Consider the following 25014-nt stretch of genomic DNA (forward strand, 5'->3'; position numbering starts at 1 on the left):
ACGCGTCCCTTGACTTCCCGGCGTGGACCATGTGTATCGGCGCGGACCTTTGTTTTCAGCGCCAGAGAGGCCCCAGATGCACGCTTTCCGCAGCCATACCTGCGCCGAGTTGACCAAAACCAATGTCGGCGACACCGTCCGCCTTTCGGGCTGGGTGCACCGGGTGCGCGACCACGGCGGTGTCCTGTTCATCGACCTGCGCGACCATTACGGCGTCACCCAGGTCCTGTGCGACAGCGATTCCGCGGCCTTCTCCGAGCTGGAAAAGGTGCGCAGCGAATGGTGCATCCGCATCGACGGCGAGGTGAAGGCACGCCACCCCGACCTGATCAACCCCAAGCTGCCCACCGGCGAGATCGAGGTCTATGTCCGTGAGCTGGAGGTTCTCGGCGCGGCGGAGGAACTGCCGCTGATGGTCTTCGGCGATCAGGAATACCCCGAGGAAACCCGCCTGCGCTACCGCTACCTCGACCTGCGTCGCGAGGCGATGCAGACCAACATGAAGCTGCGCTCGGACGTGGTGGCCTCGATCCGGCGGCGGATGTGGGACATCGGCTTCCGCGAATACCAGACGCCGATCATCACCGCGTCGAGCCCCGAGGGCGCGCGCGACTTCCTCGTGCCCTCGCGCCTGCATCCGGGCAAGTTCTACGCGTTGCCGCAGGCGCCGCAGCAGTTCAAGCAGCTGATCATGGTGTCGGGCTTCGACAAGTATTTCCAGATCGCGCCCTGCTTCCGCGACGAGGACCCCCGCGCCGACCGCTCGCCGACCGATTTCTACCAGCTCGACATGGAGATGTCCTTCGTCGAGCAGCAGGACGTGTTCGACACCATCCAGCCGGTGATCGAGGGCGTGTTCGAGGAATTCGGCGGCGGCCACAAGGTCGACAGGCACTGGCCGCAGATCTCCTACCGGGACGCGGCGAAATGGTATGGCACCGACAAGCCCGACCTGCGCAACCCGATCAAGATGCAGGATGTTTCCCAGCATTTCCGCGGCTCGGGCTTCGCGATCTTCGCCAAGCTGCTGGAGCAGGAGGGCACCGAGGTGCGCGCCATCCCCGCGCCCGGCGGCGGCTCGCGCAAGTTCTGCGACCGGATGAACAAGTTCGCGCAGGAGCAGGGCCTGCCCGGCATGGGCTACATCTTCTGGCGCGACGGCGAGGACGGCATGGAGGCCGCGGGCCCGCTGGCCAAGAACATCGGCCCCGAGCGCACCGAGGCGATCCGCCAGCAGCTGGGCCTCGGCAAGGGCGATGCGGCCTTCTTCCTGGGCGGCAAGCCGCAGGCATTCGAGGCCGTCGCGGGCCGCGCGCGCAACGTGATCGGCGAAGAGCTGAACCTGACCGAGAAGAACCGCTTCGCCTTTTGCTGGGTGGTCGATTTCCCGATGTACGAGAAGGACGACGAGACCGGCGCGATCGACTTCAGCCACAACCCGTTCTCGATGCCGCAGGGCGGGATCGAGGCGCTGGCGGGCGATCCGCTGGAGGTCCTGGGCTACCAGTATGACCTCGCGTGCAACGGCTACGAGCTGATCTCGGGCGCGATCCGGAACCACCGCCCGGACATCATGTTCAAGGCGTTCGAGCTGGCCGGCTATCCGCCGGAAGAGGTGACCAAGCGCTTCGGCGGCATGGTCAACGCCTTCAAGTTCGGCGCGCCTCCGCACGGCGGCTGCGCGGCCGGCATCGACCGGATCGTCATGCTGCTGGCCGACAAGGCCAATATCCGCGAGGTCATCATGTTCCCGATGAACCAGCGCGCCGAGGATCTGATGATGGGCGCCCCCAGCCTGCCCACCAACGAACAGCTGCGCGAACTGTCGCTGCGGGTGGTCGAGCAGGAATAGGCCGAAGGCGGGCGGGCGCGCCCGAATCCGGTGAAATGCCGGCGGCAAGCTGCTATGCTGCGTCGCAACGGGGTCCGCTCGGCGGGCCCCTTCGGCACGGATGGACGGCAGATTGACGCGCTTTGATCCTACACTTGCGGCGATCCGCTTCGGCAGCGGGTTGGGACCGCGCCACGCCCGCCCGGCCAGCGCCGCGGCACTTCTTGACGAACTCGCGGGCCCGGATCGCATGGCCGCCGCCTTCCCGGTGTCCGCCTACGGCGAGGCCATCGCCCGTCACAAGCGTTTCGTCGACGCGACCAAAGAGTGGCGCAAGGCCGAGGATCCGGTCCGGCGCAAGGCACTGGACGCCGAGCGGAAAGCGCTGAGCGGCGAGTCGCATGAGCAGTATCTGGATGGGCTGCGCCGCAACATCGCCCGCGCGATGCAGGCCGAATTCGGCTTTCGCGAAAGGCTGACCCGGTTCTGGGCCGATCACTTCACCGTCGGGCGGCGGGCCGCGATCCTGAGCGATGCGATCTCCAGCTATGTCGACGAGGCGATCCGGCCCAACCTTGCCGGCGATTTCGCAACCCTGCTGAAGGCGGCGGTGACCCATGTGGCCATGCTGCTCTATCTTCAGCAGGCCAGTTCGGCGGGGCCGAACTCGCTCTATGCCACGAAACGGCCCGACCGCGGGTTGAACGAGAACCTCGCCCGCGAGGTGCTTGAGCTGCACACGCTGGGGGTCGAGGCCGACTACAGCCAGAGCGATGTGCGCCAGCTGGCCGAATTGTTCACCGGCATGAGTTTCGAGCCGGGAGAGGGGTTCCGCTTCCGCCGGCCCTTTGTCGAGCCGGGGGAGGAGACCGTGCTGGGCCGCAGCTATGAGGGCGGGCTCGCGGATATCCACGCCGCGCTCGACGATCTGGCGCGTCACCCCGCCACCGCGCGCCACCTCGCGCGCAAGCTGGCGGTGCATTTCGTCGATGATACACCCGACCCGGCGCTGGTCGATCACGTTGCCGCGGCCTATGCCGCCAGCGGCGGCGACCTGACCGCCACATATGCCGCGCTGCTGGAGCATCCCTCGGCCTGGGCGCCGGAGCGCCGCAAGGTGCGCCAGCCCTTCGATTTCATGGCCGCCGCGCTCAGGGCGCTGGACGCGTCGGGTTCGGATCTGGTGGCCCTGCCGCGCGGCAAGACCCATGGCCAGCTGCTGGGCCCCGTGGCCCTGATGGGTCAGTCCTGGGAGCGGCCGGGTGGCCCCGATGGCCTGCCCGAGGAGGCTGCCGCCTGGGTCACGCCGCAGGGCATGGCCGCGCGCATCCAGTGGGCGATGCGCGCGCCGCAGGCGCTGACCGGCAAGCTGCCCGATCCGCGCGTCTTCGTCGAGACAGCGCTCGGCGGCACCGCCAGCGCCGATCTGACCTTCGCCGCCGGCGCGGCCGCCACCCGTGCCGAGGGCATCGGCCTGGTGCTGGCCTCGCCCGAGTTCCAACGGAGATGACCATGGCATCCGATCTTTCCCGCCGCGGGTTTCTCGGCCGCAGCTTCGCGCTGGGATGCTCGGCTGCGGCCAGCCCCTTGCTGACGCCGGTGACGCTGGCCTCGGCGCCCTGGGATAACCGTCTGGTCGTGATCATCCTGCGCGGCGCCATGGACGGTCTGGACGTGGTCCAGCCATATGGCGATCCTGTATTGGCGGAGTTGCGCCAGAAGCTGCCGGTGGGCGAGGCCGCGGGCGCACATGACCTCGACGGATTTTTCGCGCTGCACCCCGGGCTCGGTGACCTGATGCCGCTGTGGCGTGCGGGCGAACTGGGCTTCGCCCATGCCGTCTCCACGCCCTATCGCGACAAGCGCAGCCATTTCGACGGGCAGGACCTGCTCGAGGCGGGGACCGGTTTCACGCCCGGGCAGCCCATCTCGCATGTGGGCTGGCTGAACCGGCTGCTGCAGGCCGTCCCCGGCATCGAGGCCGAGACCGCCTTCGCCATCGGGCGCGAAACCATGCGCGTGCTGGAGGGGCCGGCGCCGGTGTCGAGCTGGTGGCCCGACGTGCGGTTCGAGCTGACGCCGCAGACCCGCCAGTTGCTGGAGATGGTCAGCGCGCAGGACCCGCTGTTCCGCGCCGCGGTGGGCCAGGCGGCGGAGATCTCGGAAACCCTGGACCTGGAGGCGTCGGGCGCCGAGGCGGAGGAGGGGATGGAGGGCATGGCCCCGACGATGCAGGCCAAGCCCGGCAAGGCCCATGTAAAGGTGGCCGAGTTCGCCGCCGACCGCCTGCGCCGCGACACCCGCATCGCCGCCTTTTCGATCACCGGCTGGGACACCCACGGCAACCAGAAAGCCGCGCTGAAGGGGCCGCTGGCGCAGCTTTCGGAAACCATCCTGACGCTGCGCGCGGGGCTCGGCCCCGACTGGGGACGCACCGCGGTTGTCGCGATGACCGAGTTCGGCCGCACCGCGCACGAGAACGGCACCGCTGGCACCGATCACGGCACCGGCGGCGCGATGCTGCTGGCCGGCGGCGCGCTGAAGGGCGGGCGGGTCTGGGCCGACTGGCCGGGGCTGGGCCCGGGGGATCTCTATCAGGGGCGCGACCTGATGCCGACGGCCGATGTGCGCGCCTATGCGGCGGCCGCAATGCAGGGGGTGTTCGGGCTCGACCGTGACGTTCTGGAAAGCGCGGTCTTCCCGGGGCTGGACATGGGTGGGGTCGGCGGGCTCATCCGCTGAGCCGGCTATGCGCGCGCGGGGCTTCGGCGCGCGCCGGGTTCGCGCATGCAAGGGGCGCGGAGCACGGTGATGAGCGCGCCCAAGCCAGATCGCAACGCCCTCGCCCTCGGGGCCCGAGGTGATGGAGGGCCGTTTCACCCGGCCGGAGCGGCTGTCGGGCCCGACCCGGCTGGAGCGGGTGGCCGAGGATCCCGCGCCCTAGACGCGGTCGACCGCGCGGATGCGCGCCTGCACCAGGCGGCTGGCCCGGCTGAGCGCGCGGGCGTCGCGCGCCGCGATCCAGCCCGCGGCCTCCTCCAGCCTGGGGTCGCGGCTGTCCCGCCCGAGACCGCGCAGGAACTGCGCGGCATAGTCCAGCGCCGCGGCGTCGGGGCGGCTGCTCAGCATCAGGGCGGCCCGCACCAGGTCGTCGCGCAGCGCCAGCCGGTCGGGCCGCACGATGTCGTCGTGCGCTGCCGCCTGCGTCGCGCGACCGGAGGCGTCCAGCCCCGACAGGATCGCCCGCTGGAAGCTGGCCAGCGACGTGACGGGTTTGTCCAGGAAGCCGTCTGCCCCGGCGCGCATCGCGCGGGCCCGCGCCCCGTCGTCGCCGCTGCACCCCAGCACCACCGGCACCCGCGGCCCGCGCAGGCGCAACTCCGCGATCAGCGCCTCGCCGCGCCCGTCGGGCAGGCCGAGATCGACGATCGCCGCGCCGGGCCGGTAGGCGCGCAGATGCTGGCGTGCCGCGCGCAGGCTGTCGGCCCGCCGCAGCCGCGCGCCCGAGCGCAGGCACAGCAGGCGCAGCGCCTCGCAGGCGAAGCGGCTGTCCTCCACGGCCAGCACCGTCAACCCCAGAAGCGGCCGTCCGGCGTCGGGGCGCACGCCGGGCGGGGATCGGTCGTCGCTCATCCCGGTCTCCTTTCCCGCCAGTAGAGACGGGCGTTCGCTAAACTTCCGTTAATCGCCTCCGGCCGGGCTTGCGGGCGGCGCGCGGGCGTCCCATAACCGGTTCAGCGCAGGATAAAGGAGCCCAGCCGATGATCGGCCGTCTGAACCATGTCGCCATCGCCGTGCCCGACCTCGAGGCCGCGGCCGCGCAATACCGCAACACGCTGGGCGCCGATGTGGGCGCGCCGCAGGACGAGCCCGAGCATGGCGTGACCGTGGTCTTCATCGAGCTGCCCAACACCAAGATCGAACTGCTCTATCCTCTGGGCGAGAATTCCCCCATCGCCGGTTTCCTGGAAAAGAACCCCGCGGGCGGCATCCACCACATCTGCTACGAGGTGGAGGACATCCTCGCCGCGCGCGACAGGCTCAAGGAAAGCGGCGCCCGCGTGCTGGGCTCGGGCGAGCCCAGGATCGGCGCGCATGGCAAGCCGGTGCTGTTCCTGCACCCCAAGGATTTCAACGGCTGCCTGATCGAACTGGAGCAAGTCTGATGGGCATCACATCCGCCATCGTCCTGTTCTCGGTCATCTGGTTCCTGGTGCTGTTCATCACCCTGCCGATCCGGCTGGAGACGCAAGGAGACCGCGGCGAGGTGGAGCCCGGCACCCATGCCGGCGCGCCCGCCGATTTCAGCTTCAAGCGCAAGGCCAAGCTGGTCACCGCGATCACGGTCGTGATCTGGGCGGTGCTGGCCGGGGTGATCACCTCGGGCGCGATCAAGGTGCGCGATTTCGACTGGTTCCACCGGATGGGGCCGGCGACCTCGCAGGACGCGGGCAAGTAAGGGGCGCAGGCGGCGATCCCGGCCAAGCTTTGTTTACGCCCTGCGGCCGGGCGCCGGCCAAGCCGAGGGCGCCTTTGCGTTCAGCCGGTGGAACTGGTGGGTGAAGGTGGCCGCGCCCAGGATCGGGATCAGCAGGTTCACCAGCGGCACCGACAGCGGCACCGCCATCAGCGTGCCCGCCAGCCACACCCGGCCCCAGTGGCGGCGGCGCAGATCGGCGGCGCCCTTGCGTCCCAGCCGGCGCATGGCCACCATCTGGAAATATTCGCGCCCCAGCAGGTAGCCGTTCACCGCCCAGAACATCACCGGCGCCAGCGGTCCCAGCGGGAAATACAGCAGCAGCGCCAGCGCGTTCACCGCCACCAGCACGCCGAAGAAATTCACGCTGTCCTTCAGCGTCTCGTAAAGGCCGATGCGCGGAGCGGGAGGCAGGCCGGGGTAATGCCGGTCCTCGACCGCCTGGGCCACGTCCTCGAGGAAAAGCCCGGTGAAGGCCGAGGCCACCGGCACCATCAAGAAGACCGACAGGACCAGCATCGCCGCGATCACCGCGACGGAAAACACGTCGCCCACCCAGGTGATGTCGCCGAGGCCCGGCAGCGCCAGCGTGTCGGGCGCGAGCCAGCCGACCAGTCCCGCAAAGACCACGGTCATGCCGAAGAGCAGGGCCACCGTCAGCCCCAGCCCCAGCCACAGCACGCGGCGGAAGCGCCGATCGCTGAGCTGCGCCAGCGCCTTGAGAAAATCGGTAACGATCATGCCTCGACCCATTCGGTGATGGCGTCGAGATCGGGGCGGGGGCGCTCGGGCGGCTGTGTGGTCTCGGTGCCGATATGGATGAGACCCGCGAGGTTTTCGGCGGCGCTGAGACCCAGCCCCTCCTCGACGAAGGCGCGGTCATGGGCGATCCAGCCCGACAGCCAGTTCGCGCCCCAGCCCGAGGCATGCGCCGCATTCAGCAGTGCCAGGCACACCGCGCCCGCGGAATAGAGCTGCTCGATCGCGGGGATCTTCTCCGAGGGTTTCGGCGCGGCGATCACCGCGACGGCCAGCGGCGCGCCGCGCAAGCTCGCCTGGGTCTTGGCGAGCTGCTCGGGCGCGATGCCCAGCGCCTCGGCGCGGGTGGCGGCGAGATCGGCCAGGCGGGCCAGCGCCGCGGGCTGCAGCACGATGAAGCGCCAGGGCGCGAGCGCGCCGTGATCGGGGCTGCGGGCGGCCGCAGTCAGCAGCGGTAGCAGCTCCGCGCGCGTCGGCGCGGGCGCGGTCAGGGTCTTGGACGGGCGGGAACGGCGGGTGAGGAGGAACTCCATCACCGGGCGGTTGATGTCGGGCATAGTCTTCTCCTGTTGCGGGGGAAGATGTCGGATAAACCGCGCCGGTGTTCAAGGGCAGAGGCGGCGGGAAAGGGTTTTCGCGCCTCCGGCGGGGATATTTGGGGCCAGAAGAAAGGCGGCGGGGTTGCGTGGCGGCCGGTGGCCGGGCTAGGCCAAGGGGGCCTGATGACGGAGCGACCCCTTGCGCCTGCCCGACCTGTCCGACCTGTCCGACCTCGCCGCCCCCGGCACCGAGATCGCCCTGCGCGTGACTCCCAAGGCATCGCGCAACGCGATCACGCGCGAGGGGGGTGAGATCCGGGTCTATGTCACCACCGTTCCCGAGGCGGGCAAGGCGAACGCGGCGGTGGTGAAGCTGCTGGCCAAGGCGCTGGGCGTGCCGAAATCGCGGCTGGAGCTGCTGCGCGGCCAGACCGGGCGGGACAAGATCTTCCGCGTTCTGGGCTAGGTGTCGTTTTCGGGGCGCGACAGCCGGTAGATGCCCTCGGGCAGGTCCAGCGCGGCGGCGAGTTCCTTCAGCTGCACCTGCGAGAGCGTGATCCGCTGCACCGCATCGGTGCGCGGGTCGAGTTGCTCGATGGTCACGCAATCCTCGAAGGCGTGGATGGTGACATCCTCCTGCAGGTAGCCTTGGCCCTCGTCCACGAGGGTGACCACGGTCGAGTCGAATTCATGCTCGATGGTAAACATGGAAACAGGCTAGCGCCTGCAGCGCGCGCTGTGAACTGCAAAGGCGCGCGGCGCGGTTTGATGCGTGTCAAGGCAGGCGCGCAGGATTCCTGTTTTCCTGTTCATGACGCCACGCGCGAGGCCGCAGGCAAAGGAGCACACGCATGTCCGGTCCCGACAGCTTTGACCGTCACACAGCGCCGCCCGGGCTGATCGCCCAGGCGCGGCCGCCCTGTGGCCGGACCCGCGGGCGGCTGGAGACCATGTGCGGGGGCTGACCGCCGATGGAGGACAGGATGGAAGAGACTGGCAAACTTTCGCGCCATTTCTGGCTGACCCAGGGAATGGCGCGCGCGGTGGGGGTGAATCTGAACGCCGCGTTGCAGAGCGGTCGGATCAGCCGGGCCGACTATGCTCAGGCCATCGCCGAATGCTGCCACTGCGCGCACCACGATCGCTGTCTCGCCTGGTTGGCGGTCAACGGCGCGGGCGCCGAGCGGCAGCCGTCTTTCTGCGCCATCGGTCCGCTACTGGACCGGCTGAAGGCGGAGGGGTGACGTTATCGGTTGCACATGCAACGATTTGATCTGGATCATGGTGCCGCTTGCCGTCGCGGCGCAGGGTGTTCCCGACTTGATCGGAGGATGAGATGTTCGAGTTTTTCAAGAAGATCGACCGCCATTCGGATCTGATGGGCGGCATGGCGCAGCGACTGGGCGTCGACCTCGGCGAAGAGGTTTCGGAGCGGTCCATCAAGGCGCAGGATTACCGCAACGCGCTGCTGCGCTGCACCCATTGCGATGGCGTCGAGGCCTGCGTGGAATGGCAGGAGGACAATGAGCGGGCCGATGTCGCGCCGCCCTATTGCCGCAACCGCGACCTATTCTCGCAACTGGCCGAGTGAGCTTGCGCCAGATCGAGAACGTGATCTCCGACCGCGGCTCGAAATACGCGGTGTCGGGCGGGTCGGCCGACTCGCGCGAGGCGGTGGAGGCGTTCCTCAAGGATCTGAAACGCAAGAAGAAATACGCGCGGGCCACACATAACAGCTGGGCCGCGCTGCTGCCCGAGGGGCCCGCCAAATCCGATGACGGAGAGACTGGCGCGGGCGCCATCATCCTGCGGATGCTGGAGGACGCCGGGCTGAAGAACCACGTCGTCGTGGTCACGCGCTGGTATGGCGGCAAGCATCTGGGCGGCGACCGATTCCGCCATGTGGCCGAGGCGGTTCGGGTCTACCTCGACACGCTGTGAGCGCGAGGTGAGATCCATGAGCCCTGCAGGGATTTTCGCCCGCGGCCTATTCGCCGAGCTCCAGATGGAGCCAGACGTCGAAGGCCGCCGTCGTGTTGACGTCCTCCCATGTGATGAGCGGCAGGTCGAAGGGATGGTTGGCCTCGATCATCGCGACGAGCGCGGGGCGACGGGCCTCGATCGTCCTGAAGGTCAGCTGGACCAGGACATGCTCTTCCAGCATGCCTTCCCACTGAAACATGGTGATCATGTCGGACTCGAGGGTGGCGCAGGCAGCGAGCCGTTGGGTCAGCACCTTGTGCGCGAGGTCACGGGCGGTGTCGAGATCGGGGCAGGCCGTGGTGAGGCGGATCATGCGGGCGTCTCCGTGGTCGGGGGCGTCGTGACCGCATTGTCGGGGGAAACCGGCGCCGCGTCCAGAGGGCAAGGCCCGCGTGCGACCGTTCAGAAAGCTTGCGTCGGGAGCGGGCGCGGCAGCGTTCCCACATATCTTACAGACTACTGCTGCTTGGCGGTGGGAAATTCAGCGAAACTCACCATGAACCATCCCTATGTGGAGTTAGATCGAGCAGGACGCCGATGGATGAAAGGCGGTTACGCTTTTCATATCTCCACAATTTCCCGGGCACTTTTTTCGCTTGGGTTGTTTTTGTGCCGCGTGTTCCAGTTGAAGGTCTCTGTTGTTCAATATCTCTGACCCATCAGGGAAACAGGCGCTGGTCTCCAGCGATGCTCAATCCTGGGCCAACGTCCCCCACAAATCATACTCCCCGGCTTCGTCCACCTCGACGGTCACGATATCGCCGGGCTTCAGCCCCTCGAACCCCTCGTCGATGAACAGGTTCCCGTCGATCTCAGGCGCATCCGCCTTGGTCCGGCAGGTGGCGGCCTCGGCGTCGACCTCGTCGACGATCACCTCCAGCCGCTGGCCGACCTTGGCCGCCAGCCTGGCCTCGGAAATTCCCTGCGCCTTTTCCATGAAGCGTTCCCAGCGTTCCTGCTTCACTTCCGCGGGCACATGGTGGTGCAGCGCGTTGGAGCGCGCGCCCGCGACATCCTCGTACTGGAAGCAGCCCACGCGGTCGAGCTGCGCCTCGTCGAGCCAGTCGAGAAGCGTCTGGAATTCCTCCTCCGTCTCGCCCGGATAGCCCACGATGAAGGTCGAGCGCAGGGTGATCTCGGGGCAGATCCCGCGCCAGGCGGCGATCTCATCGAGCGTCTTCGCGGCGGCCGCGGGGCGGGCCATGCGCCTCAAGGTGTCGGGGTGGGCGTGCTGGAACGGGATGTCGAGATAGGGCAGGATCAGCCCCTCGGCCATCATCGGGATCAGCTCGCGCACATGCGGGTAGGGGTAGACGTAGTGCAGCCGCACCCAGGCGCCGAGCGAGCCGAGGTCGCGCGCCAGCGGCAGGATGGGGAATTTCTCGTCCCGGTCGGGCCAGTCGGTGCCGTAGGCCGAGGTGTCCTGGCTGATGACCAGCAGTTCCTTGACCCCGGCCTCGACCAGTTTCTCGGCCTCGCGCAGCACGGCCTTGGCCGGGCGCGAGGTGAGGCGGCCGCGCATGTCGGGGATGATGCAGAATTTGCACTTGTGGTTACAGCCCTCGGAAATCTTGAGATAGCTGTAATGGCGCGGGGTGAGCTTGACGCCCGCGGGCGGCAGCAGGTCCACGAACGGGTCGGGCGAGGGCGGCACGGCGGCATGCACGGCGTCGAGCACCTGCTCGTATTGATGCGGGCCGGTGACGGCCAGGACCGAGGGGTGCGCTCCGGTGATGTATTCCGGCTCGGCGCCGAGGCAGCCGGTGACGATGACCTTGCCGTTCTCGGCCAGCGCCTCGCCGATCGCCTCCAGGCTTTCGGCCTTGGCGGAATCGAGAAAGCCGCAGGTGTTCACGATCACCGCGTCGGCGCCCTGGTAATCGGGCGAGATGGCGTAGCCCTCGGCCCGGAGGCGGGTGAGGATGCGCTCGCTGTCGACCAGCGCCTTGGGGCAGCCGAGGGAAACCATGCCGATGGTCGGCTGGCCGGGGCGGCGCGACTCATTGATGCGAGGGGCCGGGGCGAGGTCGGGGCGGAGGTTGGGCGGGTTCTGGCTCATGCGCGCTCATATAGGGGCTGCGCGGGGTCTGGGGAAGCGGGGAAAGCGACGGCGCGGCCGCGTGCCGCTTGCGCAGGGCGGGGCCGGGCTGGTTTAAGCGGGGCGTCCCCCGTTCCGCCCCGACAGGTGCCCCATGACCAAACCCGACCGACCCAAGCTCGACCTGGCGACGCTGCGCCGGTTGCCGCGCGGCATCTGGGCGCTGGGGCTGGTGTCGCTGTGGATGGATGTCTCGTCCGAGATGATCCACGCGTTGCTGCCGGTCTACCTGGTCTCGGCCATGGGGGCCTCGATGGTGACGGTCGGGTTCATCGAGGGGATTGCGGAGGCCGCGGCGGCGATCACCAAGGTGTTCTCCGGCGCGCTGAGCGACTGGCTGGGAAAGCGCAAGGTGCTGGCCGTTGTCGGATACGGGCTTGCGGCGCTGACCAAGCCCATCTTTCCGCTGGCGCCGACCATCGGCTGGCTGGTGGGGGCGCGGTTCATCGACCGGGTGGGCAAGGGCATCCGCGGCGCGCCGCGCGACGCGCTGGTGGCGGATCTCTCGCCGGCCGGGATGCGCGGGGCGAGCTACGGTCTGCGCCAGTCGCTCGATACAGTGGGGGCGTTCCTGGGGCCGCTGGCGGCGGTCGCGCTGATGTGGCTGACGGCGGGGAACATCCCGCTGGTGTTCTGGGCCGCGGTGGCTCCCGCCGCGGTCTCGGTGCTGCTGCTGGTGACGCTGGTGCCCGAGCCCGCGCGGCCGGCGGAGGCGCGCCCAGTCAAGTCCCCGCTCAGCCCGCGCGAGCTGCGGCGCATGGGCGGGGCGTTCTGGTGGGTGGTCGCGGTCGCATCGGTCTTCACGCTGGCGCGGTTCAGCGAGGCGTTCCTGATCCTCAAGGCCCATGCCGAGGGGGTGCCGGCCGGGCTGGTCCCCGTCGTGCTGGTGATCATGAATGTCAGCTATGCGCTCTCGGCCTTCCCCGCCGGTGTGCTGTCGGACAACGGCTCAAGGCTGCGGGTGCTTGCGTTGGGGATGGGGTTGCTGATCGGCGCGGATCTGGCGTTCGCGCTGCTGCCGGGGCTGGGCGGGGTGCTGGCGGGACTGGTGCTGTGGGGCCTGCACATGGGGTTCACGCAGGGCATCTTTGCCAGCCTCGTGGCCGACACCGCCCCGCCCGCGCTGCGCGGCACCGGCTTCGGCATGCTGAACCTGATGACCGGGGGGATGATCCTGCTGGCCAGCGTTATCGCGGGGTTGCTGTGGGACAGCGTGGGGCCGCAGGGCACCTTCCTCGCCGGCGGGGGGCTGGCGGTGCTGGCGCTCGCCGGGCTGATGCCGCTGCGCCGGGCGCTGCACGGCCATGCGGCGGAGCGGGCCGAAACCGGGCAATAGTCGCCGCAAGGCCCGGTGCCCGGCTGATCGGAAGCCCGCCCGGCCCGCCCCCGCGGGGCGGGTGCTGCCCTCACTCCCGAACCCTCAAGCCGCGCGCGGCAAAAAAACGCCCCGCCAGACCAGGTCTGCGGGGCGTCGAATTTGGTGGTGTGGAGGTGGCTCAGCGCCGGCGGTCGCGGCGCGAGCTCATCGGCTGGAAGGCCACGCCCACATGCGCCTCGCAATAGGGCTTGCCCGGCTGCACCGAGAGGCCGCAGAACCAGAAATCGTCGGTCGCGGGGTCGCCGATCGGCCATTTGCAGGTGCGCTCGGTCAGCTCCATCAGGGAGATCTTGCGCGCCTTCTTCTCGACCTCGCGGACCGAGGCCATGGCCTCGGGGCTGATCTCGTTGGCCGAGGGCTGCGGCGGCAGCGGCTGGCCGGCGGGAATGATCTGCTTGCGCGCGGGCGCCGGCGCGGCCGCGGCGGGCGCCGGCTCAGGCGCGGGCTGGGGCGCCGGCTCGGGTTTGGGCTCGGCCTTGGCGGCGGGTTTGGTCGCGGCGGCCTCGGGCTTGGCCGCCGGCTTGTCCTTGGCAGGCTTCGCGCCGCCCCCGGCCCGGTTGGACAGGCCCAGCCGGTGCACCTTGCCGATCACCGCGTTGCGGGTGACCCCGCCCAGTTCCTTGGCGATCTGGCTGGCCGACTGGCCCTCGGCCCACATCTTCTTCAGCGTCTCAACGCGTTCTTCGGTCCAGGACATCTGTCTTCCTTGGTTGGGCGGGCGCTCTGGCGGATGCGGAAATCCGCGGCGGCCTGCCAAAAATCTCGGGTGCCCTATTCTAATCGGGCTGCGCATCGGGATACAAGCGCGATACCGGAAGGGCACGGGAAGCACTTAGATGGGGATCGGAATGGCGAATTCAACCGACATGGGCGTGCGCCGCTTCGGGCGGGTGAACTGGCTTGGCCTCTATACGCTCGCCGGGCGCGAGATCCGCCGCTTCCTCGCGGTCTGGACGCAGACGCTGGCCGCGCCGCTGGTCACCGCGGGGCTGTTCCTCGGGGTGTTTTCCCTGGCGCTGGGCGAGGGGCGGGGCGAGGTGATGGGCGTGCCTTTCATCCATTTCCTCGCCCCCGGCATCCTGATGATGACGGTGATCCAGAACGCCTTCGCCAACACCTCGTCCTCGATCGTGATCTCCAAGGTGCAGGGCAATATCGTGGACACGCTGATGCCGCCGCTGTCGCCGCTGGAACTGGTGCTGGGCTACATGGCGGGCGGCGTGGCGCGCGGGCTTCTGGTGGCGTTGGCGATCGGTGCGGTGATGGTCGCGGCGCTGGACATGGGGGTGGCGCATCCGCTCTGGGCGCTGGTCTTCGTGCTGCTCGGCGCGGCGCTGCTGAGCGTGGTCGGCGTCGTGGCCGCGATCTTCGCCAACAAGTTCGACCAGATGGCCGCGATCACCAATTTCGTCATCACGCCGCTGAGCTTCCTCTCGGGCACCTTCTATTCGATCGAGCGGCTGCCGGAGGCGATGCAGCGGATCACCCATTTCAACCCGGTCTTCTACCTGATCGACGGGGTGCGCTACGGCGTGATCGGGCAATCCGACAGCTCGCCCTGGCTGGGGCTCGCGGTCTGTTCGGGGGTGACGGCGGCGGTCACCGCGCTGTGCTGGCTCTGGTTCCGGCGCGGCTACCGGATGAAGGCGTGATCCGGGTGCGCGGCTTTCCGGCAACAATCTGGCCCGCGCGCGCGCCGGCGCTGGACAGGCCGGGATTTCCGCGCTAAGCGCGCTGCCATGATCATGTGCGCCCATATCGCCCCTTCGCGACGCCGACGCTGAGCCGTCCCGGCGCCTGATCCCGCGCGTTTGCGCAAACCTTCCTCAAATCGTTGACTTGCCCCGGTGCCTGAGGCACCAATCGGGCTCTCATCTGCAAGGACTCTGACCCCATGATCCCGTCCATTCTGCCCACCTACAACCGTGCTCCGCTGAGTTTCGAGCGGGGCGAAGGCGCCTGGCTGCAGTCCGTGGACGGGCGCCGATTTCTCGATCTCGGCGCGGGCATCGCGGTGAACGCGCTGGGCCACGCCAACCCCGAACTGGTCGCGGCGCTGACCGAGCAGGCGGGCAAGATCTGGCACCTGTCGAACCTCTACCAGATCCCGCAGCAGCAGGCGCTGGCCGATGCGCTGGTCGAAAACACCTTCGCCGACACGGCCTTCTTCACCAATTCCGGCACCGAGGCCTGCGAGTTGGCGGTCAAGATGGCGCGCAAGTACTGGTATGAGAAGGGCCAGCCCGAACGGGTGAAGATCATCACCTTCTCGGGCGCCTTCCACGGCCGCTCGTCGGCCGGCATCGCCGCCGCCGGGACGGACAAGATGACCAAGGGCTTCGGCCCGCTGCTGCCCGGCTTCGTGCATCTCGAATTCGGCGACCACGACGCGCTGCGGGCGGCGATGCGCGACCCGGAGGTCGGCGCCGTGCTGCTCGAGCCGGTGCAGGGCGAGGGCGGCATCCGCCCCGTGCCCGACCAGTGCCTGAAGGGGCTGCGCGATCTGTGCGACGACACCGGCGTGCTGATGATCCTCGACGAGGTGCAATGTGGCATGGGCCGCACCGGCAAGCTCTTCGCACATGAATGGGCGGGCATCACGCCCGACATCATGATGGTGGCCAAGGGCATCGGCGGCGGCTTCCCGCTGGGCGCGGTGCTGGCCACCGAGGAGGCGGCCAGCGGCATGACCGCGGGCACCCACGGCTCGACCTATGGCGGCAACCCGCTGGCCTGCGCGGTGGGGCTGAAGGTGTTGGAGATCGTCGGCGACGCGGCCTTCCTGGCCGAGGTCAACCGCAAGGCGGGCCTCTTGCGGCAGAAGCTGGAGGGCCTGGTCGCCGCCCACCCCGAGGTGTTCGAGGGCGTGCGCGGCGCGGGCCTGATGCTGGGGCTGAAATGCAAGGCGACGAACACCGATCTGGTGCAGGCGGGCTATGACCAGCAGGTCCTCACCGTGCCGGCGGCCGACAACGTGGTGCGCCTGCTGCCCCCGCTGAACCTGACCGACGAGGACATCGCCGAGGCGCTGGAGCGGCTCGACCGCGCCGCCGCCGCGCTGGACGGCACTGCGGCCTGACCTTCTTCTTGGGAGAAATACTCCGGGGGTGTGGGGGCTGGCCCCCACCCACTCCCACAGAAACGAAAAGAGATGACATGAACCATTTCCTCGACATCCATACCACCGCGCCCTCCGACCTGCGGGCCATGATCGACAAGGCCGCCGAGATGAAGGCCGCGCGCGACGGGCTGCCCAAGGGCACGCCGGACGCCGAGCAGCCGCTGGCCAACCACATGGTCGCGCTGATCTTCGAGAAACCCTCGACCCGGACGCGCGTCAGCTTCGACGTGGGGGTGCGCCAGATGGGCGGGCAGACCATGGTTCTGTCGGGTGCCGACATGCAGCTCGGCCATGGCGAGACCATCGCCGACACCGCCCGCGTGCTCAGCCGCTATGTCGACATGATCATGATCCGCACCTTCGAGGAGCAGACCCTGATGGAGATGGCGGAATATGCCTCGGTTCCGGTCATCAACGGTCTGACCGACCGCACCCATCCCTGCCAGATCATGGCCGATATCCTGACCTTCGAGGAGCATCGCGGCCCCATCAAGGGCAAGAAGGTGGTCTGGTCGGGCGACGGCAACAACGTCTTCGCCAGCTTCGCCCATGCCGCGGGGCAGTTCGGCTTCAACCTGACCTTCACCGGGCCGCCGACCCTGGACCCGAGCGCGCGCGTGCTGGACGAGGCCCGCGCTGTGGGCGCAGAGATCACCATCGAGCGCGACCCGTTCAAGGCGGTCGAGGGCGCCGACCTCGTGGTCACCGACACCTGGGTCTCCATGCATGATCCGCAGTCGGCGCGCGAGCGGCGGCACAACCAGCTGCGCCCCTATCAGGTGAACGAGAACCTGATGGCCATGGCCAGGCCCGACGCGCTGTTCATGCATTGCCTGCCCGCGCATCGCGACGACGAGGCGACCAGCGCGGTGATGGACGGGCCGCATTCGGTGGTCTTCGACGAGGCCGAGAATCGTCTGCACGCGCAGAAGGCGGTGATGCGCTGGTGCCTCGGCGTCTGACCCCGTGGCGCGGTCGCGCCGGGACTTTCATGCCTCCGGCGGGGATATTTGGGGCCAGAAGAACGGGGCGGATCAGCCCCGCCGCTTGGCCCTGAGCGTGGGTTCGGCGACGGTCGGATCCTCGGGCCAGGGGTGTCGCGGGTAGCGCCCGCGCATGTCCTTGCGCACATCCGCATAGGAGCTGGCCCAGAAGCCGGGCAGGTCCATCGTGGTCTGCACCGGGCGCTGGGCGGGTGAAAGCAGGGTGATGCGCAGCGGCAGGCGGCGCGGGCCGATCGCCGGGTGTTCGGTGACGCCGAACATCTCCTGCAGGCGCACGGTGATCCCCGGCGCCTCGCCGGAATAGTCGATGGGCACCTTGCGGCCCATGGGCGTTGTGAAATGCGCGGGCGCGAGGCGATCGAGGAGTTGTTGCTCCTCCCAGCTCAGCGCGGCGCGCAGCGCGTCCGTAAGGTCCAGCCGTTTCAGGGCCTCGGCGGTCTTGACGCCGCTCAGATGCGGCAGCAGCCAGTCCTCCAGCCGCGCCATCAGGCCGCCGTCGCTGAAATCGGGCAGGTCGGAGCCTTCGGCGCGCAGCAGCTCCACCCGCGCCTGAAGCCGGCGCGCGGCGTCGGACCAGGGCAGTCCCAGTTCGCGCACGCCATCGAGCATGGCGCGCGCCACCGCCTCGGGCGGGGCGTCCTTCCAGATCCGGTCGTCGAGGATCAGCGCGCCGAACATCTCGCGGCGGCGCGTGATCACCCGGCGCTCGCGCCGCGACCATTCGCAGATGTCGTGCCAGGCGATCTGCTCGGCGTAGAGGCCGCGCAGCTCGGACTCGGTGATCGGGGCGGCGAGGCGGACCTTCGCCTCGCGCGCGTCGCCGTCGAGGTCGAGCGCCACGATCAGCCGGCTGCCGGCCAGCGGGTCGCTCTCCTCCATCGCCGCGCCCTTGCCGCCCGAGAGCACCCAGCGCGGGGCGTCGCCCTTTCGGCGCAGCCCGATCCGGTCGGGGTAGGCCAACGCGGCCATTTCGGCGGGGCTCAGGGGCGGCTTGTCGGCGGCGCCCGCGCGCAGACGCCTGGCCTCGGTGCGGATGCGCTCGACCGTGCCGCGGTCGGGGGCGAAGGGATGCGTGGCGGCGAAGCGCCCGGGATCGGCGATGGCGTCGAGCCTGAGCGCGAGGTCGCTGCCGGCGCCGCGCAGCGGGTCGCGTTCGGCCAGCAGGGCGGCCAGCGGGGCGGCCCGTTTGCCCGCCACGGCCAGCATGTGGCCCAGCCGCGGGTGCAGGGGCAGGGCTGCGAGTTGGCGGCCGTGATCGGTGATGCGCCCGTCCTTCAGCGCGCCGAGCTGGGTCAGCAGCGCCTGCGCCTCGGCATAGCTGCCGGGCGGCGGCGGCGTGAGAAAGGCCAGATCGCCCGGACCCGCGCCCCAGAGCGCCAGTTCGAGCACCAGCCCGGTGAGGTCGGCGGCCTCGATCTCGGCGGGCGGGAAGGGCAGCAGCCCGCCTTCCTCGCCCCTGGTCCAGAGGCGGTAGCAGCTGCCCTCGGCGACGCGCCCCGCGCGGCCGCGGCGCTGCTCGGCCTCGGCCTTTGTCACGCGCTCGGTCACCAGCCGGGACATGCCGGAATTGGGGTCGAACCGGGCCCGCCGCGCGCGCCCGCCATCGACCACCACGCGGATGTCCTGGATGGTCAGCGAGGTTTCGGCGATGGAGGTCGCCAGCACCACCTTGCGCCCTGTCTCGGCCGGCCGGATCGCCGCACGCTGGGCGGCGAAGGGCATGGCGCCGTAAAGGGGGCGCAGCGCGCAATCGCCGGGCAGACGGCCCGACAGCAGGCTTTCGACGCGCCGGATCTCGCCCTCGCCGGGCAGGAAGACCAGCACGCCGCCCTGCGTCTCGGCCACGGCCTGCTCCACCAGCGCGGCGACGGCCAGTTCGTAGCGCTGCGCCCTGGCCAGGGGGCGGTCGAGCCAGCGGGTCTCCACCGGATAGGCGCGGCCTTCGGAGGTGATGATGGGGGCATCTCCCAGCATCGCGGCCACCGGCGCGGCGTCGAGCGTGGCGGACATCACCAGAAGGATCAGGTCCTCGCGCAGCGCGCCGCGCACCTCCCAGGCCAGCGCCAGGCCGAGATCGGCGTTGAGCGATCGTTCGTGGAATTCGTCGAAGATCACCGCGCCGATGCCGGAAAGCTCCGGGTCGGACTGGAGCATGCGGGTAAGGATGCCCTCGGTGACGACCTCGATTCGCGTGGCCTTGCACACCTTCGCCTCGCCGCGGATGCGGTAGCCCACGGTCTGGCCCACGCTCTCGCCCAGCGTCTCGGCCATGCGTTCGGCCGCGGCGCGGGCGGCCAGGCGGCGCGGCTCCAGCATCACGATACGGCCCCGGGTCAGCCCCGCCTCCAGCATCGCCAGCGGCACCCGGGTGGTCTTGCCCGCGCCCGGGGGCGCCTGCAGCACGGCGCGGCCCGCGGCGCGCAGCGCCCCGGTCAGCTCGGGCAGGACATCGTCGATGGGCAGGCAAAAGGCGGACATGACGCCCTTATCCGCGATTTGCGCTGCCGGGGCCAGAGCCCCGCTTTCCCCCGCCGCCCTCTGGACAGCGCCGCCCCGGGCGGGGCAAATGGACCCCCGGACACAGCAGCAGGGACGCGCGCGATGGACATCACCGACCTGGCCACACGGATCCGCAACGGCGAGCGCCGGGCGCTGGCGCGCGCCATCACGCTGGTCGAAAGCGGGCGGGCCGATCACCGCGCCCAGGCCGTCGCGCTGCTGGAGGAACTGGCGAAATCCGGCCGGCAGGCGCTGCGGATCGGGCTGTCGGGCACGCCGGGAGTGGGCAAATCCACCTTCATCGAAAGCTTCGGCATGATGCTGACCGGGCAGGGGCTGAGGGTGGCCGTGCTGGCGGTGGACCCGTCGAGCGCGCGCTCGGGCGGCTCGATCCTCGGCGACAAGACCCGGATGGAACGGCTCAGCCGCGACCCGAACGCCTTCATCCGCCCCTCGCCCTCGCAATCCGAGCTTGGCGGCGTGGCGCGCCGCACCCGCGACGCGGTCAGCCTGTGCGAGGCCGCGGGTTTCGACGTGGTGCTGATCGAGACCGTGGGCGTGGGCCAGTCGGAAACCGTTGTGGCCGAGATGTCGGACCTGTTCGTCCTGCTGCTGGCGCCCGCCGGCGGCGACGAGTTGCAGGGCGTCAAGCGCGGCATCATGGAGATGGCCGACATCATCCTCGTCAACAAGGCCGACGGCGACCTGAAGCCGGCCGCCACGCGCACCTGCGCCGATTACGCGGGTGCGCTGCGCCTGCTGCGCAAACGCCCGCAGGATCCGGTGGGATTCCCCAAGGCGATGACCGTCTCCGCGCTGCAGGAGGAGGGGTTGAGGGCCGCCTGGGAGGAGATGCAGGCGCTGGCCGACTGGCGGCGCGAGACCGGCCATTTCGCCGCGCGCCGCGCCGCGCAGGCGCGCCACTGGTTCGAGGAGGAGGTCCGCCTCGGCCTGCTCGCACGGCTGGAGAGCGATCCCGCGATGCGCGCCCGCCTGGCGGAACTCGGCCAAAGGGTCGCGTCGGGCGAGGCCAGCATCGCGGGCGCCGCGCAACAGATGCTGGCGGCGCTGCAGACCTAGCGCCGCCGCCTTCTTCTTGGCGGAAATACTCCCGCCGGAGGCCCGATTTTTCGCAGAAAAATCGTCTCCAGCCTCAACGCTCCGGCGTATGCCACTCTGCCGGCGGGACGTGCCGCCGCCGCAGCCGCAGGGCCAGGCCGATGGCCACGCCGACGCCGATGGCCACCGTCAGGTCGGTCAGCACCGTCAGCACCAGCGTCAGCACCAGCAGGATCCGGTCCGACACCGGGCCGGTGGTCATGTAGCCGCGCCAGTGCTGCGGCTCGCTCATGTTCCACGCGGTCAGCATCAGCAGCGCCGCCAGCGCCGGCATCGCCAGGTATCCCGCCAGCGGCGCGGCCAGCATCATCGCGGCCAGGATCGCCAGTGCATGCACCAGCCCGGCCACCGGTGTGCGCCCGCCGGCGCGCACATTGGTCGCGGTGCGGGCGATCGCGCCGGTCGCCGGCATGCCGCCGAACAGCGAAGAGCCGACATTGGCCCAGCCCTGGGCCATGATCTCGGCGTTCGGGCGGTGGCTGCCGTCGATCATGCGGTCGGCCACCAGCGCCGAAAGCAGCGATTCGACCCCGGCCAGGAAGGCAATGATCAGCGCCGAGGGCAGCAACTCGACCAGCCGCGCGGGCGAGATGTCGGGCAGGGCGGGGGTGGGCAGGTGATCGGGCAGCGCACCGAAGCGGCTGGCGATGGTGTCCACCGGCAGCGCGAGCCATGCCGCCAGCGCCGAGCCCGCGGCGATGGCCACGATCAGGCCGGGAAAGCGCGGCGCGGCGCGGCGCAGCGCCATGATCAGCACCATCGTGCCCAGGCCGATGCCCAGCGCGGCGGGGGAGAGCCCCGCGCGCGCCTGCCACAGCGCGGCCAGCTTGGGCAGGAAATCGGCCGGCACCTCGGCGATCTGCAGGCCGAGGAAATCCTTCAGCTGGCTGGCGGCGATGATCACCGCGATGCCGATGGTGAAGCCGTTCACCACCGCCTCGGGGACATAGGAGATCAGCGCGCCCACGCGCAGGTAGCCCGCGGCGATCAGGATCAGACCGGCCATGAAGGTGGCCACCACCAGCCCGTCGTAGCCGTGCTCGGCGATGACGCTGGCCACGACCACGATGAAGGCCCCGGTGGGGCCGCCGATCTGCACCCGGCTACCGCCGAGCGCGGAAATCAGGAAGCCCGCCACGATGGCGGTGACCAGTCCCTTTTCGGGCCCCGCGCCCGAGGCGATTGCGATGGCCAGGCTCAGCGGCAGGGCGACCATGGCGACAGTGACGCCGGCGACGAGATCGGCGGCGAACCCGGCGGCGGTGTAGCCGCGCAGGGTAGTCAGGATCTTGGGTTTCATGTCAGGACAAGAGTATCGGAATGAAATTGGATGCGCCAAGCTAAGCGCCTCGGTGGGGGAAAGGAAATGGCCTCTTTGCGGTTTTTGCCCTTTTTTTTCCGGCGGCGGGATGAATCACTTGACGCCATCGCGCAAATGCCCTTAAACCGCGCGGACGGAATTCGCGGCGCTGCCTTAGCGGCGCCCGCTCTCATTTAGAGACAAGGAAACAAGCCATGTCGCGCGTGTGCGAACTGACCGGAAAAGGCCCGATGACTGGCAACAATGTCAGCCATGCCAACAACAAGACCAAGCGCCGCTTCCTGCCGAATCTCAACGACGTGACGCTGATCTCCGACGTGCTGGGCCGCTCGTTCAAGCTGCGCGTGTCGGCCTCGGCGCTGCGCACTGTTGACCATCGCGGTGGGCTCGACGCCTTCCTCGCCAAGGCGAAGGATGCCGAGCTGTCCGAGAAGGCGCTGAAGATCAAGAAGGACATCGAGAAGGCCCAGGCCGCCGCGGCCTGATCGCCTTCCCCGATGCAGTGAATGCGGCCCCGCCAGCCCGGCGGGGCCGCTTCGTTTTGCCCCCTTTCCGGGGCCGCGCGCCCTGCCTATAGTCGCGCCGATGACCCGGATACGCCCGACCCTCGCCCTTGCCCTGTCGCTGATGCTGGCCGTGACCTCGCTCACGCTGGCGGTCGCGCGTGGCCAGGCGCCGGTTGCGGGCGTGATCGAGCTGTGCTCGGGGGCGGGAATGGCGGCGGTGCCAGTCGATGCCGAGGGCAAGCCGACCGGCCCGGCGCATGTCTGCCCCGACGGGGTGGCGGCGCTGGTCAATATCGACATCGCCGCCCCGGCGATGCCGCTGCGGCCGCTGGCCGATGGCGAGCGGCTGACGATCGCGCGGATGGCCCCGGTGGCCGGCGCCGCGCCGGTGGCCGAGCAGGCCCGCGGCCCGCCGGCCTGAGCCCCGCACCCCACCCCCACCGACACAGCAAAATCACCGAAAGACAGGAGGACGAGATGTCCCTCACCAAGACCGTTTTCGCGGCCGTCGCCGCCGTTTCCCTTGCCCTGCCCGCACTTGCCGGGGAGATCATGATCGAGGACGCCTATGCCCGCGCCTCGACCGCGATGTCGAAATCCGGCGCGGCCTTCATGGTCATCAGGAACATGACCGATCAGGACGATCGCCTCATCGCCGCCACCTCGGACGTGGCGCAGCGGGTCGAGCTGCACACCCATGTCTCGGACGCCAACGGCGTGATGAAGATGATGGAAATCGAGGAAGGCTTCGCCATTCCCGCCGGCGGCGCACATGCGCTCCAGCGCGGCGGCGACCATGTCATGTTCATGGGCCTGAACCGGCCGCTGGCGCAGGGCGACGTGGTGACCCTCACCCTGAGCTTCGAGCAGGCCGGCGACATCACCGTCGAGGTGCCGGTGGACCTGGAGCGCCAGCCCGCGCAGGCGGTGAACGGCATGGGCGGGATGAAGATGGGCAACTGAGCCCGGCGCGGGGGCGGTCCTGTCGGGCCGGCCCCGCCTCTCCATCCGCCCGCCCCGCGCAAAAGCGACACCCATGTCGCGGGCGGATCAGACGGGCCACGCGACCCGTGGCAGGAGGCCCTGTTCACGCAACCTGAGCAGGGCCCTCCATGCAGACCGTCCATACCATTCCCGACGCTTTCACCGCCGCCGAATGCGAGCGAATCGCGGCCCTGGCCGAGACCGGCCGGCTGGCCGATGCCGGGCTGGTCGGCGGCGTGGCCAACCACAGCCTGCGCCGCGCCGACATCGCCTGGCTGGACGAGATCGAGGGCGCGGAATGGGTGACCGACCGCATCTTCGAACTGGTGCGCGAGGCGAACCGCGCGGTGTTCGATTTCGAACTGCGGGATTTTTCCGAAAGCGCGCAGGTGGCGCGCTATGGCGCCGAGCGGTCGGGTCATTTCGGATGGCATTCCGATATCGGCGACGGCCCGCTGGCGCGGCGGCGCAAGCTGACGCTGGTGGTGCAGCTCTCGGACCCGGCGGCCTATGAGGGCGGGGTGCTGGAACTTATGCCCGACAGCAATATCCGGGCCGCCAATGCCGCGCAGGGCAGCGCCACGCTGTTCCCCAGTTTCGTGCTCCACCGGGTGACGCCGGTGACGCGCGGCACGCGCCATTCGCTGACCATCTGGGCGCACGGCCCCGCATTCCGCTAGGGGCGGGCCAGCATCTCTGCCACCCATTCCGGCACGATCCGCGAGGCCGGGCCGTGCCGGGCCGCGTCGAAATCCGACACCGTATCGGAGGGCTCCAGGTTCAGTTCCAGCGTCTCGGCCCCGGCGCGGGCGGCGTCCTGCGCGAAGGCGGCCGCCGGGTAGACGTTGCCCGATGTGCCGATGGCCACGAACAGGTCGGCGGCGCGCAGGGCGTCCCAGATCGCCTCCATGTGGTAGGGCATCTCGCCGAACCAGACGATATCGGGCCGGGTGGCGGGCGCGGCGCAGGCGGGGCAGGGGGCGGCGGCCTGCATCTCGACGGGGGCTGCCCAGCGGTGCCCGCAGGCCGCACAGAGCGCCCCCGACAGCGCTCCGTGCATGTGCCAGACCGCCCGCGACCCGGCGCGTTCATGCAGGTCGTCGACGTTCTGGGTGACGATCAGAACCTCGCCCGGATAGTCCTTTTCCAACCTCGCCAGCGCGTGATGCGCGGCGTTGGGCGCGGATTCGAGGCAGTTGCGGCGCCGCGCGTTGTAGAATTCATGCACAAGGGCGGGATTGCGGGCGAAGCCCTCGGGCGTGGCGACCTCGTTCAGGTCGTAGCGGCTCCATAGCCCGCCCTTGTCGCGGAAGGTGCCCAGCCCGCTTTCGGCCGACACCCCGGCTCCGGTCAGAATCACGATCTTGGTCATCGCCGCCTCCTTGCGCTATTGAG

The 25014-nt window shown here is 69.6% G+C and carries 28 protein-coding genes; 18 read left to right on the top strand and 10 right to left on the bottom strand.

The annotated features are described in order from the left end of the window. The first annotated feature begins 76 nt into the window (after window positions 1-76). The 3 genes from aspS (at window position 77) to KCI33_RS12195 (ending at window position 4573) form a co-directional block, all read left to right on the top strand. A complete protein-coding gene (aspS, locus tag KCI33_RS12185) occupies window positions 77-1852 on the top strand; it encodes an aspartate--tRNA ligase (protein WP_212525074.1) in 1776 nt (591 codons plus the stop codon). A 112-nt stretch (window positions 1853-1964) separates the two neighbouring features. Then, window positions 1965-3341, top strand: a complete 1377-nt coding sequence (locus tag KCI33_RS12190; protein ID WP_249139040.1) for a DUF1800 domain-containing protein — start codon at window positions 1965-1967, stop codon at window positions 3339-3341. A gap of 2 nt (window positions 3342-3343) precedes the next feature. Beyond that, a complete protein-coding gene (locus KCI33_RS12195) occupies window positions 3344-4573 on the top strand; it encodes a DUF1501 domain-containing protein (RefSeq protein WP_212525076.1) in 1230 nt (409 codons plus the stop codon). Between the two features lie 198 nt (window positions 4574-4771). On the opposite strand, the gene KCI33_RS12200 is transcribed toward KCI33_RS12195, so the two are convergent. Continuing rightward, entirely contained in the window at window positions 4772-5464 is a 693-nt protein-coding gene (locus tag KCI33_RS12200; protein WP_212525077.1) for a response regulator, read from the bottom strand. Between the two features lie 128 nt (window positions 5465-5592). On the opposite strand from KCI33_RS12200, the gene mce reads away from it, so the two are divergent. Together mce and KCI33_RS12210 are read left to right on the top strand one after the other, a co-directional pair. After that, window positions 5593-5997, top strand: a complete 405-nt coding sequence (gene mce / locus KCI33_RS12205; protein WP_212525078.1) for a methylmalonyl-CoA epimerase — start codon at window positions 5593-5595, stop codon at window positions 5995-5997. Continuing rightward, on the top strand, window positions 5997-6290 hold the full coding sequence (locus KCI33_RS12210) for a DUF1467 family protein (protein ID WP_212525079.1): 294 nt from the start codon (window positions 5997-5999) through the stop codon (window positions 6288-6290). Before mce ends, KCI33_RS12210 begins: the two co-directional genes overlap by 1 nt. Window positions 6291-6323: 33 nt before the next feature. On the opposite strand, the gene KCI33_RS12215 is transcribed toward KCI33_RS12210, so the two are convergent. Together KCI33_RS12215 and KCI33_RS12220 are read right to left on the bottom strand one after the other, a co-directional pair. After that, on the bottom strand, window positions 6324-7049 hold the full coding sequence (locus tag KCI33_RS12215) for an EI24 domain-containing protein (RefSeq protein WP_212525080.1): 726 nt from the start codon (window positions 7047-7049) through the stop codon (window positions 6324-6326). Then, window positions 7046-7624, bottom strand: coding sequence for a nitroreductase (locus KCI33_RS12220; protein ID WP_212525081.1), 579 nt, complete (start codon window positions 7622-7624; stop codon window positions 7046-7048). Before KCI33_RS12220 ends, KCI33_RS12215 begins: the two co-directional genes overlap by 4 nt. A gap of 181 nt (window positions 7625-7805) precedes the next feature. Between KCI33_RS12220 and KCI33_RS12225 the strand changes: the two genes are divergently transcribed. Then, entirely contained in the window at window positions 7806-8072 is a 267-nt protein-coding gene (locus tag KCI33_RS12225; protein ID WP_249139041.1) for a DUF167 domain-containing protein, read from the top strand. Here the strand turns inward: KCI33_RS12225 and KCI33_RS12230 are convergent. Further along, window positions 8069-8314 carry a hypothetical protein gene (locus KCI33_RS12230; protein ID WP_212525082.1) on the bottom strand — a complete coding sequence of 82 codons (246 nt, stop codon included), beginning with the start codon at window positions 8312-8314 and terminating at the stop codon, window positions 8069-8071. The two genes, KCI33_RS12225 and KCI33_RS12230, sit on opposite strands and share 4 nt — an antisense overlap. A gap of 275 nt (window positions 8315-8589) precedes the next feature. Here KCI33_RS12230 and KCI33_RS12235 point away from each other — a divergent pair, with 275 nt between their 5' ends. The 3 genes from KCI33_RS12235 (at window position 8590) to KCI33_RS12245 (ending at window position 9547) form a co-directional block, all read left to right on the top strand. Beyond that, complete coding sequence (locus KCI33_RS12235) at window positions 8590-8850, top strand: DUF6455 family protein (RefSeq protein WP_212525083.1); 261 nt, start codon at window positions 8590-8592, stop codon at window positions 8848-8850. A 92-nt stretch (window positions 8851-8942) separates the two neighbouring features. Further along, the gene (locus KCI33_RS12240; protein ID WP_212525084.1) at window positions 8943-9197 is read left to right on the top strand and encodes a DUF6455 family protein; all 255 of its coding nucleotides are present in this window, start codon (window positions 8943-8945) and stop codon (window positions 9195-9197) included. A 2-nt stretch (window positions 9198-9199) separates the two neighbouring features. Then, window positions 9200-9547, top strand: coding sequence for a YigZ family protein (locus tag KCI33_RS12245; RefSeq protein ID WP_212525112.1), 348 nt, complete (start codon window positions 9200-9202; stop codon window positions 9545-9547). A gap of 46 nt (window positions 9548-9593) precedes the next feature. Here KCI33_RS12245 and cutA read toward each other — a convergent pair whose 3' ends face one another. Both cutA and rimO read right to left on the bottom strand, forming a co-directional pair. Further along, window positions 9594-9902: a divalent cation tolerance protein CutA gene (cutA, locus tag KCI33_RS12250; protein ID WP_212525085.1), complete on the bottom strand. Its 309-nt coding sequence runs from the start codon at window positions 9900-9902 to the stop codon at window positions 9594-9596. A gap of 378 nt (window positions 9903-10280) precedes the next feature. Further along, window positions 10281-11648: a 30S ribosomal protein S12 methylthiotransferase RimO gene (gene rimO / locus KCI33_RS12255; RefSeq protein WP_212525086.1), complete on the bottom strand. Its 1368-nt coding sequence runs from the start codon at window positions 11646-11648 to the stop codon at window positions 10281-10283. 133 nt (window positions 11649-11781) lie between these two features. On the opposite strand from rimO, the gene KCI33_RS12260 reads away from it, so the two are divergent. Next, window positions 11782-13023, top strand: a complete 1242-nt coding sequence (locus tag KCI33_RS12260) for an MFS transporter (RefSeq protein WP_212525087.1) — start codon at window positions 11782-11784, stop codon at window positions 13021-13023. 160 nt (window positions 13024-13183) lie between these two features. On the opposite strand, the gene KCI33_RS12265 is transcribed toward KCI33_RS12260, so the two are convergent. Beyond that, on the bottom strand, window positions 13184-13762 hold the full coding sequence (locus tag KCI33_RS12265) for a GcrA family cell cycle regulator (protein WP_212525088.1): 579 nt from the start codon (window positions 13760-13762) through the stop codon (window positions 13184-13186). A 151-nt stretch (window positions 13763-13913) separates the two neighbouring features. Here KCI33_RS12265 and KCI33_RS12270 point away from each other — a divergent pair, with 151 nt between their 5' ends. The 3 genes from KCI33_RS12270 to argF all read left to right on the top strand — a co-directional run bounded on the left by KCI33_RS12270 (window position 13914) and on the right by argF (window position 17148). Continuing rightward, the gene (locus KCI33_RS12270) at window positions 13914-14717 is read left to right on the top strand and encodes an ABC transporter permease (protein WP_212525089.1); all 804 of its coding nucleotides are present in this window, start codon (window positions 13914-13916) and stop codon (window positions 14715-14717) included. Window positions 14718-14959: 242 nt separating this feature from the next. Beyond that, window positions 14960-16144: an aspartate aminotransferase family protein gene (locus KCI33_RS12275; RefSeq protein WP_212525090.1), complete on the top strand. Its 1185-nt coding sequence runs from the start codon at window positions 14960-14962 to the stop codon at window positions 16142-16144. 77 nt (window positions 16145-16221) lie between these two features. Further along, on the top strand, window positions 16222-17148 hold the full coding sequence (gene argF / locus KCI33_RS12280; protein WP_212525091.1) for an ornithine carbamoyltransferase: 927 nt from the start codon (window positions 16222-16224) through the stop codon (window positions 17146-17148). A gap of 72 nt (window positions 17149-17220) precedes the next feature. Here argF and hrpB read toward each other — a convergent pair whose 3' ends face one another. Continuing rightward, window positions 17221-19668 carry an ATP-dependent helicase HrpB gene (hrpB, locus tag KCI33_RS12285; protein ID WP_212525092.1) on the bottom strand — a complete coding sequence of 816 codons (2448 nt, stop codon included), beginning with the start codon at window positions 19666-19668 and terminating at the stop codon, window positions 17221-17223. Window positions 19669-19791: 123 nt separating this feature from the next. On the opposite strand from hrpB, the gene meaB reads away from it, so the two are divergent. Beyond that, window positions 19792-20769, top strand: a complete 978-nt coding sequence (meaB, locus tag KCI33_RS12290) for a methylmalonyl Co-A mutase-associated GTPase MeaB (RefSeq protein ID WP_212525093.1) — start codon at window positions 19792-19794, stop codon at window positions 20767-20769. A 73-nt stretch (window positions 20770-20842) separates the two neighbouring features. Here meaB and KCI33_RS12295 read toward each other — a convergent pair whose 3' ends face one another. After that, entirely contained in the window at window positions 20843-22108 is a 1266-nt protein-coding gene (locus KCI33_RS12295; RefSeq protein WP_212525094.1) for a SulP family inorganic anion transporter, read from the bottom strand. A 215-nt stretch (window positions 22109-22323) separates the two neighbouring features. Here KCI33_RS12295 and rpmB point away from each other — a divergent pair, with 215 nt between their 5' ends. The 4 genes from rpmB (at window position 22324) to KCI33_RS12315 (ending at window position 24299) form a co-directional block, all read left to right on the top strand. Then, a complete protein-coding gene (gene rpmB / locus KCI33_RS12300) occupies window positions 22324-22614 on the top strand; it encodes a 50S ribosomal protein L28 (RefSeq protein ID WP_212525095.1) in 291 nt (96 codons plus the stop codon). Window positions 22615-22714: 100 nt separating this feature from the next. After that, the gene (locus KCI33_RS12305; protein ID WP_212525096.1) at window positions 22715-23056 is read left to right on the top strand and encodes a hypothetical protein; all 342 of its coding nucleotides are present in this window, start codon (window positions 22715-22717) and stop codon (window positions 23054-23056) included. A 56-nt stretch (window positions 23057-23112) separates the two neighbouring features. Further along, the gene (locus KCI33_RS12310; protein WP_212525097.1) at window positions 23113-23598 is read left to right on the top strand and encodes a copper chaperone PCu(A)C; all 486 of its coding nucleotides are present in this window, start codon (window positions 23113-23115) and stop codon (window positions 23596-23598) included. 149 nt (window positions 23599-23747) lie between these two features. After that, window positions 23748-24299 carry a 2OG-Fe(II) oxygenase gene (locus KCI33_RS12315; RefSeq protein WP_212525098.1) on the top strand — a complete coding sequence of 184 codons (552 nt, stop codon included), beginning with the start codon at window positions 23748-23750 and terminating at the stop codon, window positions 24297-24299. On the opposite strand, the gene KCI33_RS12320 is transcribed toward KCI33_RS12315, so the two are convergent. Beyond that, window positions 24296-24991: an NAD-dependent deacylase gene (locus KCI33_RS12320; protein WP_212525099.1), complete on the bottom strand. Its 696-nt coding sequence runs from the start codon at window positions 24989-24991 to the stop codon at window positions 24296-24298. The two genes, KCI33_RS12315 and KCI33_RS12320, sit on opposite strands and share 4 nt — an antisense overlap. Between the last annotated feature and the right edge of the window lie 23 nt (window positions 24992-25014).

This window comes from Actibacterium sp. MT2.3-13A (assembly GCF_018139985.1).
Lineage (GTDB): Bacteria > Pseudomonadota > Alphaproteobacteria > Rhodobacterales > Rhodobacteraceae > JAGSOU01.

Coding starts and splice junctions, on each gene's coding strand:
- aspS (WP_212525074.1), top strand. CDS start 77: ATGCACGCTTTCCGCAGCCATACCTGCGCCGAGTTGACCAAAACCAAT.
- KCI33_RS12195 (WP_212525076.1), top strand. CDS start 3,344: ATGGCATCCGATCTTTCCCGCCGCGGGTTTCTCGGCCGCAGCTTCGCG.
- KCI33_RS12200 (WP_212525077.1), bottom strand. CDS start 5,464: ATGAGCGACGACCGATCCCCGCCCGGCGTGCGCCCCGACGCCGGACGG.
- mce (WP_212525078.1), top strand. CDS start 5,593: ATGATCGGCCGTCTGAACCATGTCGCCATCGCCGTGCCCGACCTCGAG.
- KCI33_RS12210 (WP_212525079.1), top strand. CDS start 5,997: ATGGGCATCACATCCGCCATCGTCCTGTTCTCGGTCATCTGGTTCCTG.
- KCI33_RS12215 (WP_212525080.1), bottom strand. CDS start 7,049: ATGATCGTTACCGATTTTCTCAAGGCGCTGGCGCAGCTCAGCGATCGG.
- KCI33_RS12220 (WP_212525081.1), bottom strand. CDS start 7,624: ATGCCCGACATCAACCGCCCGGTGATGGAGTTCCTCCTCACCCGCCGT.
- KCI33_RS12230 (WP_212525082.1), bottom strand. CDS start 8,314: ATGTTTACCATCGAGCATGAATTCGACTCGACCGTGGTCACCCTCGTG.
- KCI33_RS12235 (WP_212525083.1), top strand. CDS start 8,590: ATGGAAGAGACTGGCAAACTTTCGCGCCATTTCTGGCTGACCCAGGGA.
- KCI33_RS12240 (WP_212525084.1), top strand. CDS start 8,943: ATGTTCGAGTTTTTCAAGAAGATCGACCGCCATTCGGATCTGATGGGC.
- cutA (WP_212525085.1), bottom strand. CDS start 9,902: ATGATCCGCCTCACCACGGCCTGCCCCGATCTCGACACCGCCCGTGAC.
- rimO (WP_212525086.1), bottom strand. CDS start 11,648: ATGAGCCAGAACCCGCCCAACCTCCGCCCCGACCTCGCCCCGGCCCCT.
- KCI33_RS12260 (WP_212525087.1), top strand. CDS start 11,782: ATGACCAAACCCGACCGACCCAAGCTCGACCTGGCGACGCTGCGCCGG.
- KCI33_RS12265 (WP_212525088.1), bottom strand. CDS start 13,762: ATGTCCTGGACCGAAGAACGCGTTGAGACGCTGAAGAAGATGTGGGCC.
- KCI33_RS12270 (WP_212525089.1), top strand. CDS start 13,914: ATGGCGAATTCAACCGACATGGGCGTGCGCCGCTTCGGGCGGGTGAAC.
- KCI33_RS12275 (WP_212525090.1), top strand. CDS start 14,960: ATGATCCCGTCCATTCTGCCCACCTACAACCGTGCTCCGCTGAGTTTC.
- argF (WP_212525091.1), top strand. CDS start 16,222: ATGAACCATTTCCTCGACATCCATACCACCGCGCCCTCCGACCTGCGG.
- hrpB (WP_212525092.1), bottom strand. CDS start 19,668: ATGTCCGCCTTTTGCCTGCCCATCGACGATGTCCTGCCCGAGCTGACC.
- meaB (WP_212525093.1), top strand. CDS start 19,792: ATGGACATCACCGACCTGGCCACACGGATCCGCAACGGCGAGCGCCGG.
- KCI33_RS12295 (WP_212525094.1), bottom strand. CDS start 22,108: ATGAAACCCAAGATCCTGACTACCCTGCGCGGCTACACCGCCGCCGGG.
- rpmB (WP_212525095.1), top strand. CDS start 22,324: ATGTCGCGCGTGTGCGAACTGACCGGAAAAGGCCCGATGACTGGCAAC.
- KCI33_RS12305 (WP_212525096.1), top strand. CDS start 22,715: ATGACCCGGATACGCCCGACCCTCGCCCTTGCCCTGTCGCTGATGCTG.
- KCI33_RS12310 (WP_212525097.1), top strand. CDS start 23,113: ATGTCCCTCACCAAGACCGTTTTCGCGGCCGTCGCCGCCGTTTCCCTT.
- KCI33_RS12315 (WP_212525098.1), top strand. CDS start 23,748: ATGCAGACCGTCCATACCATTCCCGACGCTTTCACCGCCGCCGAATGC.
- KCI33_RS12320 (WP_212525099.1), bottom strand. CDS start 24,991: ATGACCAAGATCGTGATTCTGACCGGAGCCGGGGTGTCGGCCGAAAGC.